Annotated in this window: 15 protein-coding genes, 3 pseudogenes and 2 riboswitches; of the genes and pseudogenes, 8 read left to right on the forward strand and 10 right to left on the reverse strand. The window is 40.8% G+C overall.

Translation table 11 applies throughout. The features are described 5' to 3' along the window. Positions 1 to 112: 112 nt before the first annotated feature. From MUO15_RS01955 to comGA, 7 genes are read right to left on the reverse strand one after another with little or no spacing between them, the layout of a single operon-like run. Positions 113 to 493 (reverse strand): hypothetical protein, encoded by a 381-nt coding sequence (locus tag MUO15_RS01955; protein WP_245033066.1) that lies wholly within the window; start codon positions 491 to 493, stop codon positions 113 to 115. Beyond that, complete coding sequence (comGF, locus tag MUO15_RS01960; RefSeq protein WP_245033068.1) at positions 465 to 878, reverse strand: competence type IV pilus minor pilin ComGF; 414 nt, start codon at positions 876 to 878, stop codon at positions 465 to 467. The genes MUO15_RS01955 and comGF overlap by 29 nt, the downstream gene beginning before the upstream one ends. Continuing rightward, positions 859 to 1,182 carry a hypothetical protein gene (locus tag MUO15_RS01965; RefSeq protein WP_245033070.1) on the reverse strand — a complete coding sequence of 108 codons (324 nt, stop codon included), beginning with the start codon at positions 1,180 to 1,182 and terminating at the stop codon, positions 859 to 861. Before MUO15_RS01965 ends, comGF begins: the two co-directional genes overlap by 20 nt. Next, positions 1,172 to 1,612: a competence type IV pilus minor pilin ComGD gene (comGD, locus tag MUO15_RS01970; RefSeq protein WP_245033072.1), complete on the reverse strand. Its 441-nt coding sequence runs from the start codon at positions 1,610 to 1,612 to the stop codon at positions 1,172 to 1,174. The genes MUO15_RS01965 and comGD overlap by 11 nt, the downstream gene beginning before the upstream one ends. Before the next feature lies 1 nt (position 1,613). Continuing rightward, positions 1,614 to 1,922, reverse strand: coding sequence for a competence type IV pilus major pilin ComGC (comGC, locus tag MUO15_RS01975; protein WP_245033074.1), 309 nt, complete (start codon positions 1,920 to 1,922; stop codon positions 1,614 to 1,616). A 14-nt stretch (positions 1,923 to 1,936) separates the two neighbouring features. Then, complete coding sequence (comGB, locus tag MUO15_RS01980) at positions 1,937 to 2,995, reverse strand: competence type IV pilus assembly protein ComGB (RefSeq protein WP_245033076.1); 1,059 nt, start codon at positions 2,993 to 2,995, stop codon at positions 1,937 to 1,939. After that, a complete protein-coding gene (comGA, locus tag MUO15_RS01985; protein WP_245033078.1) occupies positions 2,976 to 3,962 on the reverse strand; it encodes a competence type IV pilus ATPase ComGA in 987 nt (328 codons plus the stop codon). The genes comGB and comGA overlap by 20 nt, the downstream gene beginning before the upstream one ends. A gap of 100 nt (positions 3,963 to 4,062) precedes the next feature. On the opposite strand from comGA, the gene MUO15_RS01990 reads away from it, so the two are divergent. Next, a complete protein-coding gene (locus tag MUO15_RS01990) occupies positions 4,063 to 4,572 on the forward strand; it encodes a shikimate kinase (protein ID WP_245033081.1) in 510 nt (169 codons plus the stop codon). A gap of 23 nt (positions 4,573 to 4,595) precedes the next feature. Next, positions 4,596 to 4,778 carry a YqzE family protein gene (locus MUO15_RS01995; protein WP_245033083.1) on the forward strand — a complete coding sequence of 61 codons (183 nt, stop codon included), beginning with the start codon at positions 4,596 to 4,598 and terminating at the stop codon, positions 4,776 to 4,778. Positions 4,779 to 4,885: 107 nt separating this feature from the next. Here the strand turns inward: MUO15_RS01995 and MUO15_RS02000 are convergent, their stop codons facing one another. Together MUO15_RS02000 and MUO15_RS02005 are read right to left on the reverse strand one after the other, a co-directional pair. Beyond that, entirely contained in the window at positions 4,886 to 5,686 is an 801-nt protein-coding gene (locus tag MUO15_RS02000) for a YqhG family protein (RefSeq protein WP_245033085.1), read from the reverse strand. After that, the gene (locus MUO15_RS02005) at positions 5,683 to 7,326 is read right to left on the reverse strand and encodes a DEAD/DEAH box helicase (protein ID WP_245033087.1); all 1,644 of its coding nucleotides are present in this window, start codon (positions 7,324 to 7,326) and stop codon (positions 5,683 to 5,685) included. Before MUO15_RS02005 ends, MUO15_RS02000 begins: the two co-directional genes overlap by 4 nt. Before the next feature lie 165 nt (positions 7,327 to 7,491). After that, positions 7,492 to 7,584: riboswitch (glycine riboswitch) on the forward strand. A gap of 3 nt (positions 7,585 to 7,587) precedes the next feature. Further along, positions 7,588 to 7,693, forward strand: a riboswitch (glycine riboswitch). A 63-nt stretch (positions 7,694 to 7,756) separates the two neighbouring features. Here MUO15_RS02005 and gcvT point away from each other — a divergent pair. The 3 genes and pseudogenes from gcvT (at position 7,757) to gcvPB (ending at position 11,680) form a co-directional block, all read left to right on the forward strand. Beyond that, the gene (gene gcvT, locus MUO15_RS02010) at positions 7,757 to 8,857 is read left to right on the forward strand and encodes a glycine cleavage system aminomethyltransferase GcvT (protein ID WP_245033089.1); all 1,101 of its coding nucleotides are present in this window, start codon (positions 7,757 to 7,759) and stop codon (positions 8,855 to 8,857) included. A gap of 18 nt (positions 8,858 to 8,875) precedes the next feature. Next, positions 8,876 to 10,225 carry an aminomethyl-transferring glycine dehydrogenase subunit GcvPA gene (gene gcvPA, locus MUO15_RS02015; RefSeq protein ID WP_245033091.1) on the forward strand — a complete coding sequence of 450 codons (1,350 nt, stop codon included), beginning with the start codon at positions 8,876 to 8,878 and terminating at the stop codon, positions 10,223 to 10,225. Then, a pseudogene (gene gcvPB, locus MUO15_RS02020) lies at positions 10,218 to 11,680 on the forward strand (aminomethyl-transferring glycine dehydrogenase subunit GcvPB). The gene gcvPA and the pseudogene gcvPB overlap by 8 nt, the downstream one beginning before the upstream one ends. 37 nt (positions 11,681 to 11,717) lie before the next feature. On the opposite strand, the gene MUO15_RS02025 reads toward gcvPB, so the two are convergent. Continuing rightward, positions 11,718 to 12,098, reverse strand: a complete 381-nt coding sequence (locus MUO15_RS02025; RefSeq protein ID WP_245033093.1) for a rhodanese-like domain-containing protein — start codon at positions 12,096 to 12,098, stop codon at positions 11,718 to 11,720. Between the two features lie 417 nt (positions 12,099 to 12,515). On the opposite strand from MUO15_RS02025, the pseudogene MUO15_RS02030 reads away from it, so the two are divergent. The 3 genes and pseudogenes from MUO15_RS02030 to mntR form a co-directional block, all read left to right on the forward strand. Next, positions 12,516 to 13,960 (forward strand): annotated as a pseudogene (locus MUO15_RS02030) (vitamin B12-dependent ribonucleotide reductase); the annotation flags it as partial. Positions 13,961 to 14,220: 260 nt separating this feature from the next. Continuing rightward, positions 14,221 to 15,348, forward strand: a pseudogene (locus MUO15_RS02035) (vitamin B12-dependent ribonucleotide reductase); the annotation flags it as partial. A gap of 171 nt (positions 15,349 to 15,519) precedes the next feature. Beyond that, positions 15,520 to 15,957 carry a transcriptional regulator MntR gene (gene mntR / locus MUO15_RS02040; RefSeq protein WP_245033095.1) on the forward strand — a complete coding sequence of 146 codons (438 nt, stop codon included), beginning with the start codon at positions 15,520 to 15,522 and terminating at the stop codon, positions 15,955 to 15,957. Positions 15,958 to 16,044: the final 87 nt, after the last annotated feature.

A 16,044-nucleotide genomic window follows, 5' to 3' on the forward strand; every position in this document is an offset into this window, starting at 1 on the left:
TCATACAAAAGACCAGGTATCGCAATTAGTTTTATGAAGAATACATGAACAATATACATGAATTAAGTAAAAAAGTGCGGTTGCTTGGTGGCAACCGCGTTTCATGGTGAAATTATGGTGCATCTATACGATAATAACGAGTAATTTGTTTGACTGCACCTTCAGTCAGGGATAGTTGCCATAGACAGGAGTAACCTTTCCCCTCTGGATTACATTCTACGAATGATTCCCCTAATGGAAGAGTAAAATGGTCATTGATTATTTCGTTCGCCGCAGTATGACCTTTCAATCTTAAAGCGAGTTGATCATGACTGTAGTGGAAAAGGCTTTGAAGTTGGTGGTATTCAATTACAACTTTTGTTGATAGCAGTTGATTTTTATATTCTTGAGCAGTGAACAAACATGTAAGAATAAGTAAACTGCCTATCATATAAACCCAGGGAAAGATGACACCTCTTTCATTGTTAAGAGGGGATATAGATCGCTTTATCATAAGCTGTGCCTTCCTTAAGGGTGAGATGAACAGTAAGAATGTCATCCTTCAGTTTGAATGTGATCGATTGAATGCTTGTAATAAGCAATTCATGACCAGTTTCGTTCACCTGTCTTCTTACTGTATCTCCGTATTTTGAAATACGTATATTTCGTCCCATTGTATCCGTGATGAGTAACTCGTTTTGGAGGAGGCTCACATTTGTAGATGTATTTACTTCGCTTTCGATGAAGGTGAAAAATTGAATAACCGACAGTTCATGGGAATAAGCAGGGCTTTCCATGAGTTTTAGCAAGGGAAGGATTATCGTTAACATTATAGAAAGTAATGTCAGACAGAATAACGTTTCAATTAAAGTAAAGCCTTTACTGTTTATAGCTAGCATATAAGCAAAGCTCCTTGTTACTACGACGGGTCACCCATCTTGCACAAGCTTCAACGTAAGTATCCCGCTGATCGAAGCTGACCGTCATCAATTCATATTTATTTATAAATGGAAACTCTTCGGGGGGCTCATTTTTGTGCTGAAGCAGCTCTCTTTGTAACTGAGTAGTTATGATACGTTCATCAGATAATGCTTTTTGGGAAATTCTTAATTCGGTTAACAACGGAACGATGGCAGTTGAAATCATCATTAATAATCCGAAAGCACATATGATTTCAACGATCGTAAATCCTTTATTGTTCATGAATCGTCACCCTGCTTTTTCCAAATGGAAAGGTAATCTTATAACTGGATTCTGTGGTTTTCAGGATCATTGTTCCAGGGTTCTGAATGGTACCGCTGTTATTAAAGCGTATAGGTGATTGAAGTGTGGAGAGATGAATCGACCACGTTTCAGGAAATTTACGGTGAAACACAGTTTTTCTACTTGAATAGTCATACAGATAGTAGTCATTGTTTTCAGGTCGTATCATCACCCAGTAGTGACTCTCGTGCTGCATGGATAGTTGCTGTGCCAGTAGTAGGTCATTCTCAAGTTGTTCGATATAGTGCGTAATTTTAACGGAGGTAACAACTTCACTATGCAATGGAGCGGCCATCATTAATAGAACTGAGAATGCAACGAGCACGATAATTACTTCAGTAAAGGTATAGCCTCCTTGCTTTTTAATCATTTTATTCAGAAGCTGGACTTGTGACTGCACCAGTAGTCGTATTATATACAAGCTCTTTTCCATTTGGGCAAGTTGTTTGTTTTAAAAAGTTTCCGGTTACTAGGGTGTCTAATGAAGCAGGGAATGTGCCATTTTCAATTTTATAAGCTTCTACCTGGGCTTCTGCTGTCAGAGTGAGTGCCTCACAGCCTTTAGAGCGGATGGTTTTATTATTTTCGGTTAGGTTGGGAATTGTAATAATCAGTAAAACAGAAATGATTAAGAGCACGATCAGCATTTCGATGAGCGTGAATCCTTTTTGATTGTTCAATGACTTGCCCCTTTCTATATTTGCTCCATCCACTGATACATTGGCAGCATAATGGAAGCGTAAATCAGAACGACGACACCCGCGATCCCTATAAAGAATATCGGTTGTATAAGTTGGACCGTGCGTGTTAACTTTTCTTTCAATTGATCAATGAGTAATTCGGACAGAACATGGAGCTCTAGACTCAATGTTTCGAGATCATTGGTGTGATGGAATATCGCTGTCAGTTCCCCTCTGAGTAATGTACATGAATGAAGTGATTGACCAAGTAGGGTCCCCTCATTAAGTTTTTCTAAAATCATTCTTGCGTAGTGGGTAAGGGTATTATATTTTGTCTGTTCGGCCATCATTTCGAGGGCCTGTTTAAGGGGGAGACCGGCTCTAAGGAGAGAACTTAAATGGGTGGCGAACAGGAAGCTGATCGTAAACATTTGATATTCCTTTATGACGGGTGTCTTTTCGTAGATGGAAAGCGTTTGTTCAATGGAAAGCTTAGGTAAATAAAGCCTGAAGGCGAACAAAAGAATAATTAGCAGAAGTGTGACATAACCGAAACCAGTCATTCCATAATCAATTCCTTTTAAAATAAGTAAACTGAGCGGTTTCGTGCTATCATTTTCGAATAGTGACTGGAAGCTAGGCAGGATAGTCCGCTTAATAACACCAAATGCAATGAAAACAAAGAGCAGCAGAAATAGCGGGTATCTCATCACTTGTTTTAACTTTTTCGTGTATTCGTTTTGAATGTGCAACAATTCCGCACATTGCCTAAACATTGATGGTAAATCTTTATGGATGCGTGAAAAATACAAAAATGAGATAACATTTTTTGAAAAGTTTGCTTGTTGAAAGGCTGCATCCATAGGCTGGCCCACCTTAAGCTGACTGGTAATGGTGCTTGCGATCGGAGCAAGGATTGGATCCCAGCTTGTCATCTTAAGGGACTCGAGTAATGGGAATCCTTTGTCTAGCAAATGACAGAGACGACGTAAAAACAAGATTTGTTTTGCTAAAGGAAGGACTTGTTGTCGAGGTGAGAAACGAGAAAAGAGTTTAAATGTAGCCAAGAGCATAAGCTTTTCTCCTTAAGGATGCGAATGATTGAAATTGTGTTTGATAGTAAGGGGGCCGACCTTGTATTGCTTGATAGAGCGTTTCCCCGTCAAGAAGCTCAACAATCGCGGCTCTTCTGGGAAGGGATTCATGGTTTTTGAGAGGAAGGAGCTGTTGTGCGGCAATGGCGATTAAAGTTTGTTCAAGATCAGAGGATTTAATTTTCATCTCCTCTAACCTCCTGATTGTCCCATAAGCATCCTTAGCGTGAATGGTACTGATTACTAAATGACCACTCAAAGCGGCACGAAAAGCGAAATGGGCTGTCTCCTTATCGCGGATTTCGCCAACCATGAGTAAGTCGGGGTCATGGCGCAGGGCAGCCTTTAATCCAGCATCATAGGTGATTCCCGCACGCTCATTGACTTGTACTTGAATAATGTTATTCAAGTTTTTCTCAATAGGATCTTCGAGTGTGATCGCCTGAAACGAATGTTTCTTAAGCAGGGATTGGAGCAATGCATAGAGGGTGGTAGTTTTCCCACTTCCTGTCGCCCCGGTGAATAAAATCATTCCGCTTGAATAGGAAAGACATTTTTCAATCTGTTTCAGCTGGTTCGGAAAAAGAAAGAGTCGTTCTAGTTGCAGTTGATCTTCAGGGGAGAGAATTCGGATTGCCAGGCTCTCACAGCCAATAATTGGGAGAGTGGATAAACGAAGATTAAACAGAGATTGATTCAAGCGATGTTCAATAGTACCGTTCTGCGGTTTCGTCACTTCACCGATATCCATACCGGATATAAACTTATAATAAGCAAGCAGTTTTTGGTATGATGGAATGGGTAAAGAAGAATGAAAAATTCGTTGTCCATGAATACGAAAGTGGATATCGGTCTTTTCGGTGTAGGGAGAAAAGTGGATGTCGGAGGCGGTTTGTTGAATCGCAGAAACTAAAAGGTCTTGGGCATACTTAGCAATTTGGCTCACGTTATGTTATCACCTCATTTCAAAAATTCAGCCTTATATACCTTTCGACATTTCTTCTATAAATCCTTCTTTTTTCTAAAAAAAACTTTAGGGGCATGACATGATTTTTCTAATCGGCTATATGGGTAGCGGTAAATCAACAATAGCGAAACGTTTGAGCGAAAATTTGCAATGTACATATATAGAAATGGATGAAGAGATTGAAAGGCGCGAGGGGATGACAATCCCAGAAATATTTGCAAACCATGGAGAATCGTTTTTTCGTGCAATGGAATCCCAGCTGTTAAAGGAATTAGAAGGTCAGTTAATCGTATCAACTGGAGGAGGTGTTCTTTTATCAGCTGAAAACCGGGAAACTTTAGCTGGCCATGTTGTCGTTTACTTAGAGGCTTCATTCCAAACGATTGAGGAAAGGCTAGCTCAAAGCGGAAACCGTCCGCTTTGGAGTGGCGATCTAGTTGAGAAACAAAAGCGATTTAATCAACGCAAGCCTTTATACGAACAAGTCGCCACAGAAACGATACAAGTTGACAACAAAAATCCTGAAATGATTGTAGAGGAGATTATTTTTTGTCTAAAGAACAACGATTTTGAACATACTAATGAGTAATTAATCGTAAGGAAGGGATCTCTATGAAGAAAAATGAGTATGTTCAATTTCTTACTGAAGAAACGCTGAAGTATATGCATATGTCTAAACAAGAAAAGCTCGATCGAAGGGTGGAGAGACCCTCTAAGAGGAGTTCTTCTTATTGGTTTGGAATCTTGCCTTTCGCTTTGAAAATAATGAAACGTAAATGGCAGAAACATAGTTAAAAGAGGCTCAGGGCATGAGCCTCTTTTTGTTTTGTATTAGGAAATAAACGAAATGGGATTGTTCTGAGATCTATCTCATGACTGGCCAAAGCACCTGAAGCAAATGTTCATTGCTGAAATAATTGTTGGCTGGTTTGCTGTGATAAATAAAATAATCCGCCATTTGCAATTTGTATTGAAATTCTTGGTTTATACCTTACATCAAGCTGTTCAAGTTCTTTTTCATAATATTCTTCATCAACGTCATCTGATGTAAAAAAGCGATGCAGTAAATCTTTTTCATCCTTTAGTTGATGTAATGAGTGCACTTCCCATTGATCGTCTAAAGAAGTAAGACGTTCATTTGCATATCGAATAATGCGCTGATAGCCGCTTTCGATACGTACGATGGGTGTCATTGGGAAGCTGAAATCTGATACAGTTGATTGAAAATCAATCTCCCAAATCTTGTCCATCATTTTTGTGATCAGTGCACCGTTAATTAGATTTAATCCAATAGATAGAATTTCGTCACGCGTTTGCTTGCCACGGTAGGTCACTTTTATATTCAACACCAACCACGGATGCAGGGCTTGATTCACTGACAGGGAAGGAAGATATTCATAAAGTCTTGTCGAGTAGGAGCGGTCAATAGCTAACTGGTACATTTGATGAAGCTTTGGCGTTCCTGCGTGGAGATGGATTCCACTATCTTCCTCCATAATTCCATCCGTGAAAGTTAGGCTCATTGCCTCTCCCACCCGGTTCATCTTTTTCATATAGTGCCAATAAAATGGCCGATTCATAAGTGCTTCATCCATGTCATTTGTAAGCTGGATATGCATAGACTTGTTACTTTTCTCGGTAATGGTGCATCCATGAGTTGTAAAAAAGTCTTTAGCAAATTGAAAATACATACTAGCTGTCAACTTAATTCCCTCCGCTCATTTACGGTATATTCAACGTAGCTGACAAGGTTATTTAATTTAATGTTCATTTCTCCCTGACTTTCTGATTGCTTCATAATTGACTGAATCTGGTCGTCGAAGCTGCCGCCGGGTATATGTTCTAAAATATGGTCAAGGTCTCCGACAGCCTGTTTAAATATCTCGATTTTTTCATATAAAAGGTTCAATATTTGATCCTCAATGGTGTTTTCAATCGCAAAATTATAAATATGAACGTCTTTCTCCTGCCCGAAGCGATGTATTCTGCCAATCCGTTGCTCAAGGCGCATCGGATTCCATGGTAGGTCATAGTTGATCATATTGTTGCAAAATTGCAGGTTAATGCCTTCAGCCCCAGCTTCTGTGGTCACCATGACTTGCGCCTTTGTTTTAAAGAGATGTTTCATCCAGTCACGTTTACTCTTATTAAATTTGCCACTAAAAGGAACAGAGGTAATCCCATGTTGTTGCAGATACCATTGTAAATAAAATTGACTGGCCCGATATTCTGTGAAAATAATGAACTTTTCAGCAGATTTATCCATGATTTCAACGACCCGTTTTGCTTTAACGTGGTGGGGAAGTGTGCCTAAACGATCGATTAGTTCTGCCAACATGGTAGATTTGCCTTCTTGTTTGTTCTGCATGGATTGTAATGACATATAACAAGCTTCTCTTGTCGAACAGAGTTCTTTTGCTAACGTCAGCCATGTGAAAGAAGGAGAGTTGGATTTTAAGGCTGCAAGCTCTTCGTACATTTTCTTTTCCTCATCAGTAAAAGTAAGACGGACATTTGTCACGTGTCGTTTTGATGAATCAAGCCCTGTATCTTTCCTGCGGTTACGAATCATCAGCTTACTGAGTAAGGAATGGATATGCTGGTGGGTACCGGAATGTTCAAGGGACGTTTTACGATATTTCTTTTTAAAAGTCGTTAAATCACCAAGGTATCCGGGTTTCAAGATGGAAACTAGATTGAATAAATCACTCAAATTATTTTGGATAGGTGTAGCTGTAAGTAATAAACAATATGTTTTTTTTAATTGCTTGACGAATTGGTAATTTTTTGTTTGATGATTTTTTAATTTGTGAGCTTCGTCAATAATAATCAAGTCATAAGGGATCGACAAAATTTCCTCCTTGTGAGCTTCTCTTTTAGCCATATCAATCGATGTTACAGTAATATCCCAATCCTGCCAGGCTGCCTGTTTCTTTCGGGGAGAAAAGGCCTGAATATAAAATTTCTCGTTTAATTCTTGAACCCACTGATTTACGAGGGAAGCGGGAGTTAAGACGAGAACCTTCTTTGCCATTCCTCGAATCATGTACTCTTTTAAAATAAGGCCTGCCTCCAGTGTTTTTCCAAGTCCAACTTCGTCAGCAAGAATAGCTCGTCCATTCATTTCATGGACAACCTTTTCACATGCATCGATTTGATGATCTAGAAAATTAACATGGGGCAGATGTTTTGGGGATAGTAATCCATTAAACTCTGGGATGGACCGATATTCTAAAGCCTTGTAGCCGAGCTTAAACTCGTTCCATGAACAAAGGGAATCGGGTTGAGCAAGGTTCTCTGACAGAGAGAGTATATAGTCTTGGTCGTAATGTGTCTCAACCATTTGATCAACTCCTATACTAATAATAAAAAGAATTCATATAAATTTGAAATCGGCATTCGTTCTTATGGTAGGCTATGGTATAATGAAGCAGAAATTTAAGATAGTTTGTCACATAGCTTTACAGGTTAGTATGCCCAAATTAATCTAAGAAAATACTAGTAGCGGATGATTGCAAGGGGAGAGACTACTTTTGTGGCGCCGAAGGAGCAAGCAATCAATGATTGCGAATCTCTCAGGCAAAAAGACCTTTGTAGGACGCAACTCTGGAGAGTGTTTACGATAGGTAAACCACCCAAGAAGCAAGCGGACGAAAACGTCATTGTGTACGTTTTTAAAAACGCCAAACTTTCTGGTGAAACGGACAGAGACTCCCGATAAAGCGGTAGAGTCTCTTTTTTTATGCTTAATTAGATCTTATAGGAGTGATAGGATGACTGAATTGAAGCGTACCCCCCTTTTTTCTGAGTATAAGAGGTTAGAAGCGAAAACGATTGATTTTGGAGGATGGGATTTGCCTGTCCATTTTTCAAGTATTAAAAAGGAGCATGAAGCGACTCGTACAAAGGCAGGCCTTTTTGATGTTTCCCATATGGGAGAGGTCACGGTAAAAGGAAAAGACAGTCTTGACTATTTACAAGGGATGTTAACCAACGATGTGTCAAAGCTTGAGCCGGGAAAAGCACAATATACGATTATGTGCTATGAAGATGGTGGCACGGTGGACGATTTAATTGTTTACATGTTAGCTACAGATTATTATCTTCTTGTCATCAATGCAGCAAATCGTGATAAGGATGTGCAGTGGCTTAAGGATCATCAAAAAGGAGAAGTGACCATCACAGATGTCTCTGATGATTACGTTCAACTTGCACTTCAGGGGCCACAGGCAGAACAGGCATTGCAGCAACTGACAACTGCAGATCTGTCTTCGATTAAATTTTTCCGTTTCTTGCAGGATGTTTCGTTCAGCGGTGTTGAAGATAAGGCCATCGTTTCACGTACCGGTTATACAGGTGAAGATGGCTTTGAAATTTATCTTCCTGCTGCATCAGGTCCGGCCCTGTGGCGGGCAATTTTATCTGAAGGTGAAGCTTTCGGGGTGCAGCCAATTGGGCTGGGTGCTCGTGATACGCTGCGTTTTGAAGCTAACTTGGCATTATATGGCCAAGAACTCAGTTCTGAAATCACGCCAATTGAAGCAGGACTTTCTTTTGCTGTGCGAGTGAAGAAAGATGCAGATTTTATTGGTAAAGAAGTACTGAAAAAGCAAAAAGAAGAGGGAACAGCACGCAAGCTAGTCGGTATTGAAATGATCGACAAAGGCATCCCGCGTACCCATTATGAAATATTAGATGGTGAGAAGTCGATTGGATTTGTCACAACGGGGACACAATCACCGACACTAGGAAAGAATGTCGGTCTTGCTCTGCTGGATAGTGAATATACAGACGAGGGGACAGAAGTCACTGTTGTAGTACGTAAACGTAAGTTGCAAGCAAAAGTTGTCAAAACACCTTTTTATAAACGATAAGAATGAGGGGGAAGAGTTATGGAATTCCGTTATTTACCGATGACTGAACGCGATAAACAACAGATGATGGAAACAGTTGGTGTCAAGTCAACAGACGAGCTGTTTGCAGATATACCTGAAAATGTACGCTATAAAGGCGATTTAAATATCAAAGCTCCCAAAAACGAATTTGCACTTATGAAGGAACTCACACAGCTTGCTGGGCAAAATGTCAATCTGAAATCACATACCTCATTTCTAGGGGCTGGTGTGTACGATCACTATATTCCTTCTATTGTCGATCACGTCATTTCAAGATCTGAATTTTATACAGCCTATACACCTTATCAGCCAGAGATCTCCCAAGGGGAGCTTCAGGCGATATTTGAATTTCAGACAATGATTTGTGAGCTTACAGGAATGGATGTGGCTAACTCATCCATGTATGACGGTGGAACAGCTCTTGCTGAAGCGGTTAACCTTTCGGCTGGACAAACGAAGAAGAAGAAAGTGCTCGTCTCAAAAGCGATCCACCCAGAGTCGATGGCGGTTATCCATTCATACGTCAAAGGACCTGGGGTAGAGGTTGTTGAAATCGATCATAAAGATGGTGTAACAGACCTTGATCAATTAGAAAAAGAGTTGGATGAAGATACGGCTAGTGTAGTTGTACAATACCCTAACTTTTTCGGACAAGTAGAACCACTTCAGCAGGTGCGTTCTATTGTAGATACACAAAAGAAAGCAATGCTGATCACCTCAAGCAATCCATTATCCCTAGGATATCTCACGCCACCGGGTGAATTCGGGGCCGATATCGTTGTCGGGGATGCTCAAGTATTTGGAATCCCCGCCCAATACGGTGGACCTCATTGTGGTTATTTTGCTACAACCAAGAAACTTATGCGTAAAGTACCAGGGCGTTTAGTCGGCCAGACCAAGGATGAAGAGGGCAGAAGAGGGTTCGTTTTAACACTGCAAGCTCGTGAGCAGCACATTCGTCGTGACAAGGCGACTTCAAATATCTGTTCAAATCAGGCGTTAAATGCGTTAGCTTCATCAGTAGCCATGTCATCCCTTGGGAAACAAGGATTAAGAAAAATGGCCTGGATGAACATGCAAAAGGCGGCGTACATGAAGCAGCAGCTAGAGTCTGCTGGATTTCCCATTGCTTATCAAGGAGCATTTTTTAATGAACTTGTCGTAAACATTGGCGATCATCTTGAAGAAGTAAATAAGAAGCTTTTACAAAAAGGAATCATTGGTGGGTACGATCTTGGAAAAAACTTCGACAATTTAGCAGGGCACATGCTTGTTGCAATTACAGAAATTCGTACGAAGGAAGAAATCGATCTTTTCGTTAAAGAACTGGGGGATATTCATGGCTAATCAAGACTTTCCACTAATATTTGAATTGAGTCAAGAGAGTCGTACAGGCTTCAGCTTACCTGAGTTAGATGTGCCTGAAACGAATGTGGATGAGCAGTTAGGGGAGACCTACATTAGAAAAAATGAACCCGATCTGCCCGAGGTAAGCGAACTGCAGATCATGCGCCACTACACTGCGTTATCTAAGCGAAACCATGGAGTAGATTCTGGATTTTATCCATTAGGTTCATGTACGATGAAATATAATCCGAAAATGAATGAAGATGTTGCTAGATTAGCCGGCTTCAGCCACATTCATCCATACCAAGCACCTGAGACCGTTCAGGGAGCCCTTGAACTACTGTATGATCTGCAAACGACACTAGCTGAAATTACCGGTATGGATACAGTAACTTTACAGCCGGCAGCAGGCGCCCATGGGGAATGGACTGGCTTAATGATGATCCGTGCATTTCATGAGGGAAATGGCGACTATGAACGAACTAAAGTCATTGTGCCGGATTCGGCTCACGGAACGAACCCAGCTTCAGCAACGGTAGCAGGGTTTGAAGCGGTTACAGTTAAAACAAATGAGCGAGGACTCGTTGATCTAGAAGATTTGAAGCGTGTAATCGATGAAAAAACAGCGGCCCTTATGCTTACAAACCCGAATACGCTCGGCTTATTTGAAGAGGACATTGAAGAGATGGCTGCGATCATCCATGAAGCAGGCGGGAAGCTGTACTATGATGGAGCGAATCTTAATGCCATTATGAGCTACGCCCGTCCTGGAGATATGGGCTTTGATGTCGTTCACCTTAATCTTCACAAAACATTTACAGGCCCACATGGTGGTGGGGGCCGGGATCAGGCCCTGTCGGTGTGACAGCAGAGTTTGAACCATTCCTGCCTAAGCCGATCTTAAAGAAACGTGATGACTCATTTGTATTTGAGGAGAATCGGCCACGATCAATCGGACGAGTGAAGCCTTATTATGGAAACTTCGGTATTAATGTTCGTGCTTACACGTATATCCGCACAATGGGAGCTGAAGGTTTAAGGAAAGTAAGTGAGTATGCGGTGCTGAATGCAAATTATATGATGCGCAGACTTCAAGAAGAATACGAAGTACCGTTTGACCAGCATTGTAAACATGAATTTGTGTTGTCAGGTAAACGACAGAAAAAACTCGGGGTGCGTACACTTGATATCGCTAAACGGTTGCTTGACTTTGGGTATCACCCACCAACTATCTACTTTCCAATCAACGTGGAGGAAGCTCTGATGGTTGAACCAACAGAAACAGAATCAAAAGAGACGCTTGATGCATTTGTTGATGCGATGATCCAAATTTCGCGTGAGGCTAAGGAGGACCCTGAGAAGGTTCAGGAGGCTCCTCATACAACGGTTGTCAGCCGGATGGATGAGACCACAGCTGCGAGAAAACCGATATTACGTTATATCAAAGAAGATTAACAAAAAAGACGCTGCCTTTTTGAGCAGCGTCTTTCCTTTACTTTTTAGTTTTAATTTTGCCTGTCCATTTTTTAAAGCCGCCTTTTAATTGATTAAGATCTGTGTACCCTTTCTTATTCAACATAAGTGCAGCTCTTGAGGAACGTGATCCATTTTGACAATAAAGATACACAGGCTTGTCTTTACGAATTTCAACTAAGCGATTTCTTAATTGTGATAGAGGAATATTTCGTGCACCTAAAATATGGCCGCCATCGAATTCTTTTGGTTCCCGTATATCAATTAATTGTGCCTTTCTATATCCTTGACGGAATTCATCCTCTGTTAATGTAGTCAATACTTTATTTGCCTTTATAAATCGGAACACGCCGAATGCAATTAAAAATACAACGGCACCTAATAAAATCCAAAGTTCCATTCTCTACATACCCCCTCTTCCCCTATCTATTATATGAGGGAATGCGTAGGTTTTCAAAGTATTTTTACAACACATGAAATGAAAATGAAAAATATGTAGATTCTGTTACCGGATTCAAGGCCTTAGTTTAGGCATTTTATACATGTGTGATGATGCAACAGATAAAAAAGTGAAAGAGTTATAAAAAATCAGGGGTGTTCTCTTATTAGCTAAGTTTTTCTTTTGTTTTTGTAAAATTAGTAGATTGACAAAATTGCTCGAAGTTGATCGAAACACAATATATGGGTAGATTACTTAGAAATGAGTACAATATATTGATTAACATTTTGTAAATGTGGTATGTTACCTATAGATATTAATTTAACAACACTATCAGCTTTGAATAGGCAACATGAAAGTCGAAAAGGAGAGGTATACATGCAGACAACAACCACAGGCAGTACGCCAGCAAGATTAAATGTGGATCGGCTGAATGCGGATATTCGCCAATTTGATCAAGTGCACGAAATAACACCAGATATGCACTTAACACATAGCGGAGTATCGCGGTTAGTAATGTTAGACCGCTATGCATTCAAAGATACAGAAAGGCTGACGTTGTCAGAAGGCGATTTCGTTGTTCTTACTGTTAAGGATGACCCGAAATTCCCTGCGCGAGGTTTTGGTTTTATTGAATCGATCGATTGGGAACATCACAGGGCAAAAGTTAAAGTAGAGGAAGAGTTCATCAATGTGCTCGATAAAGAAGAAGAGCGCGAAACAGGTGTGATCACGAGAAATCTTGATACTATTGATAAACCACTAGAAGTCTTCTATGAACAGATTGCTTTAAGGAATGCAACTGGATTATCAGCCGTTGAAGTGGATGCCGAGAAGAGAGAGCAAAGCTTCAAGGCCTTTTATGAAGAGCTCTCGAACCTCAATTTTATTCCAGCGGGACGAGTTCTCTATGGAGCGGGGTCAAACACGGATGTGACCTATTTTAACTGTTACGTAATGCCTTATATTCAAGACTCTCGCGAAGGGATATCTGACCATCGTAAGCAGGTAATGGAAATCATGTCGCGCGGTGGTGGTGTCGGCACAAACGGTTCAACCCTAAGGCCCCGTAATACGCTGGCTAGGGGGTTAATGGCAAGTCGTCAGGTTCTGTATCCTGGTTAGATGATATTGCTAAGTTAACTCATTTAGTTGAGCAAGGCGGATCAAGACGTGGGGCACAAATGATTATGTTATCAGATTGGCATCCTGACATCGTTGAATTCATCATTTCGAAAATGCAGAATCCACGTATTTTAAGATTTTTAATTGAAAATACCGAAGATGAACAAATTAAGGAACTGGCAGAAGAAAAACTAAAATTTACCCCGTTAACGGAAACGGAGAAAGACCTGTATCAAAGCGTAGTTAATTATAAAACCATGCCGGGTCAAGGTGGATTCACAGAAAGCAGCCTGCGCGAAGCAGAGGAAAAACTGCAAACCGGCGGAACATACACCGTCCATAACCCCGAATTCTTAACAGGGGCGAACATATCTGTTTGTATTACAAAAGAATTTATGGAAGCAGTAGAAAACGACCAGGATTATCACCTGCGTTTCCCAGATGTGGAAGCCTACTCAAAAGAGGAAATGGCCATTTACAATGCAGAATGGCAGGAGAGTGGAGATGTACGTGAATGGGAAGCAAAAGGATTTGGTGTGAAAACATATCGCACAGTCAAAGCCGCAGAACTTTGGAAATTAATTAATATATGTGCGACGTACTCTGCTGAACCTGGTATTTTCTTTATTGACAATGCCAATGAAAAAACAAACGCGAGTGCTTATGGTCAAAAGGTTGTAGCTACCAACCCATGTGGTAAAGTTGCTTAGTTTGCCTCATGTAAATCATTGCGGAATGAAGCAGGGACCCTGAGACGGGAACCCGAACCGAAGGCCTTGTTTAACAACTTGGTCAGGGGCAACGCATAGATGGTGAAACTAGTGGAGAACTAGAATATAATCCATCCACGAGGCCGCAAAACAACATGTTTATTAGAACGTTGTTAAAAGATATGCTGAACTAACAGAAATTCAACTGTTAGAACATAAGGATAAAAAGCCTTATGGGTAACAAATTGGAACAACCGTTAGCGCCTTTTTCTGTCTGTAATTTAGCAGCAGTAAACTTAGCTTCTGTTGCCGACAAGGAAGCGAAGAAAGTTAATTTTGACAAGTTGAGAAAAACAGTTGCGACAGGCGTACGCATGCAGGATAACGTTATCGATGCGACACCTTACTTCCTTGAAGAAAACAAGAAGCAGGCCTTGGGTGAGCGCCGTGTTGGTTTAGGTGTAATGGGGCTTCACGATTTGCTTATTTATTGTGAGACAGAGTATGGCTCTAAAGAGGGAAATAAACTCGTTGATGAAATCTTTGAAGTGATTGCAACAACGGCTTATCGTGAGTCCATTAATTTGGCGAAAGAAAAAGGCAGCTTCCCATTTCTACAAGGCGAGACCGAGGTGGAAACACAGCAGTTGAGACAACAGTTTGTTGAGACTGGTTATATGCGGGATATGCCTGAAGATATTCGTGAAGATGTAATCAAATACGGAATCCGTAACTCTCACTTGTTAACTGTAGCCCCTACAGGTAGTACAGGAACGATGGTAGGTGTAAGTACAGGACTCGAGCCATACTTCTCCTTCTCTTATTACAGAAGCGGGCGTCTTGGTAAGTTTATCGAAGTAAAAGCCGATATCGTTCAAGAATACTTGGACAAGCATCCTGACCAAGACCCGGACAATCTCCCAGACTGGTTCGTTACAGCTATGACGATGGCTCCCGAAGCCCATGCGGATACACAGTGTGTGATCCAGCGCTGGGTAGACAGTTCGATTTCAAAAACGGTGAACGCACCAAAAGGGTACACCGTTGAGCAAGTAGAACAAGTATATCAGCGTTTATATCATGGCGGGGCCAAAGGCGGCACGGTTTATGTTGATGGAAGTCGTGATAGTCAAGTTCTGACGCTTAAAGCAGAAGAAAATGATTTTGACGGAGAACAGACCGAATTTGAATTTGATGAGGATAGGAAACCACGTGTTGTTCTAATGGATACGGTCCATGAATTAGAAAAAACGAAGGTAACCATTGGATCAGAAGTTGGTGACACATGTCCGGTTTGCCGAAAAGGAACCGTTGAGGACATCGGCGGCTGTAACACATGTACAAATTGTAATGCACAGTTGAAGTGTGGGTTATAAAGCGAGAGTAAATGGCTTGACCATTTGGGCTGGATATATAAAGAGCAACAGGCGATCAGCGGTGACTGGTCGTCTGTTTTTTGTTGAGTAGGCTGCTTGTCAGAGAAAAGAAACTAGTGTATCATTTTTATGAAGCAACCTGCATAACACAGGCAATATTGGGGGTTTAACATGCCAACACCAAGCATGGAAGATTATATTGAACAAATTTATATCTTAATCGAAGATAAAGGATATGCACGAGTGTCTGACATTGCTGAAAACCTTCAAGTGCATCCATCCTCAGTAACTAAAATGGTTCAAAAATTAGATCGTGATCAATACTTAAACTATGAAAAATATCGCGGACTTATTTTAACTCCAAAGGGGAAAAAAGTGGGGAAACGTTTGGTCTACCGTCACGACCTTCTCGAACAGTTTCTCGAAATCATTGGAGTGGATGATGATAAAATTTATGACGATGTGGAAGGAATTGAACATCATTTAAGTTGGGATTCAATTGACCGCATTGGAGATTTAGTTCAGTATTTTGAAGAAAACGTTGCCCGAGTTGAGGATCTTCGAGCTGTCCAACAGAAAAATGAAGAACAAAATAATGAACAAAAATGAGACGCAGGTGGTTGCGTCTTTTTTGTTCATTATTTTGTTCTATCCGGCACTTTTCCCGTTTATATATGTAATAAGCGGGGTGATCGT

Origin of the sequence: Halobacillus amylolyticus (assembly GCF_022921115.1) — a bacterium.
In the GTDB taxonomy this organism is placed as follows: domain Bacteria; phylum Bacillota; class Bacilli; order Bacillales; family Halobacillaceae; genus Halobacillus_A; species Halobacillus_A amylolyticus.

Bases quoted from the DNA above. Each gene is read 5' to 3' on its own strand.
- comGD (WP_245033072.1), bottom strand. From the start codon at position 1,612: ATGATTAAAAAGCAAGGAGGCTATACCTTTACTGAAGTAATTATCGTG.
- MUO15_RS01965 (WP_245033070.1), bottom strand. From the start codon at position 1,182: ATGAACAATAAAGGATTTACGATCGTTGAAATCATATGTGCTTTCGGA.
- MUO15_RS02025 (WP_245033093.1), bottom strand. From the start codon at position 12,098: ATGGAACTTTGGATTTTATTAGGTGCCGTTGTATTTTTAATTGCATTC.
- comGB (WP_245033076.1), bottom strand. From the start codon at position 2,995: ATGCTCTTGGCTACATTTAAACTCTTTTCTCGTTTCTCACCTCGACAA.
- mntR (WP_245033095.1), top strand. From the start codon at position 15,520: ATGCCAACACCAAGCATGGAAGATTATATTGAACAAATTTATATCTTA.
- MUO15_RS01995 (WP_245033083.1), top strand. From the start codon at position 4,596: ATGAAGAAAAATGAGTATGTTCAATTTCTTACTGAAGAAACGCTGAAG.
- MUO15_RS02005 (WP_245033087.1), bottom strand. From the start codon at position 7,326: ATGGTTGAGACACATTACGACCAAGACTATATACTCTCTCTGTCAGAG.
- gcvT (WP_245033089.1), top strand. From the start codon at position 7,757: ATGACTGAATTGAAGCGTACCCCCCTTTTTTCTGAGTATAAGAGGTTA.
- comGF (WP_245033068.1), bottom strand. From the start codon at position 878: ATGCTAGCTATAAACAGTAAAGGCTTTACTTTAATTGAAACGTTATTC.
- MUO15_RS01955 (WP_245033066.1), bottom strand. From the start codon at position 493: ATGATAAAGCGATCTATATCCCCTCTTAACAATGAAAGAGGTGTCATC.
- gcvPA (WP_245033091.1), top strand. From the start codon at position 8,876: ATGGAATTCCGTTATTTACCGATGACTGAACGCGATAAACAACAGATG.
- MUO15_RS01990 (WP_245033081.1), top strand. From the start codon at position 4,063: ATGATTTTTCTAATCGGCTATATGGGTAGCGGTAAATCAACAATAGCG.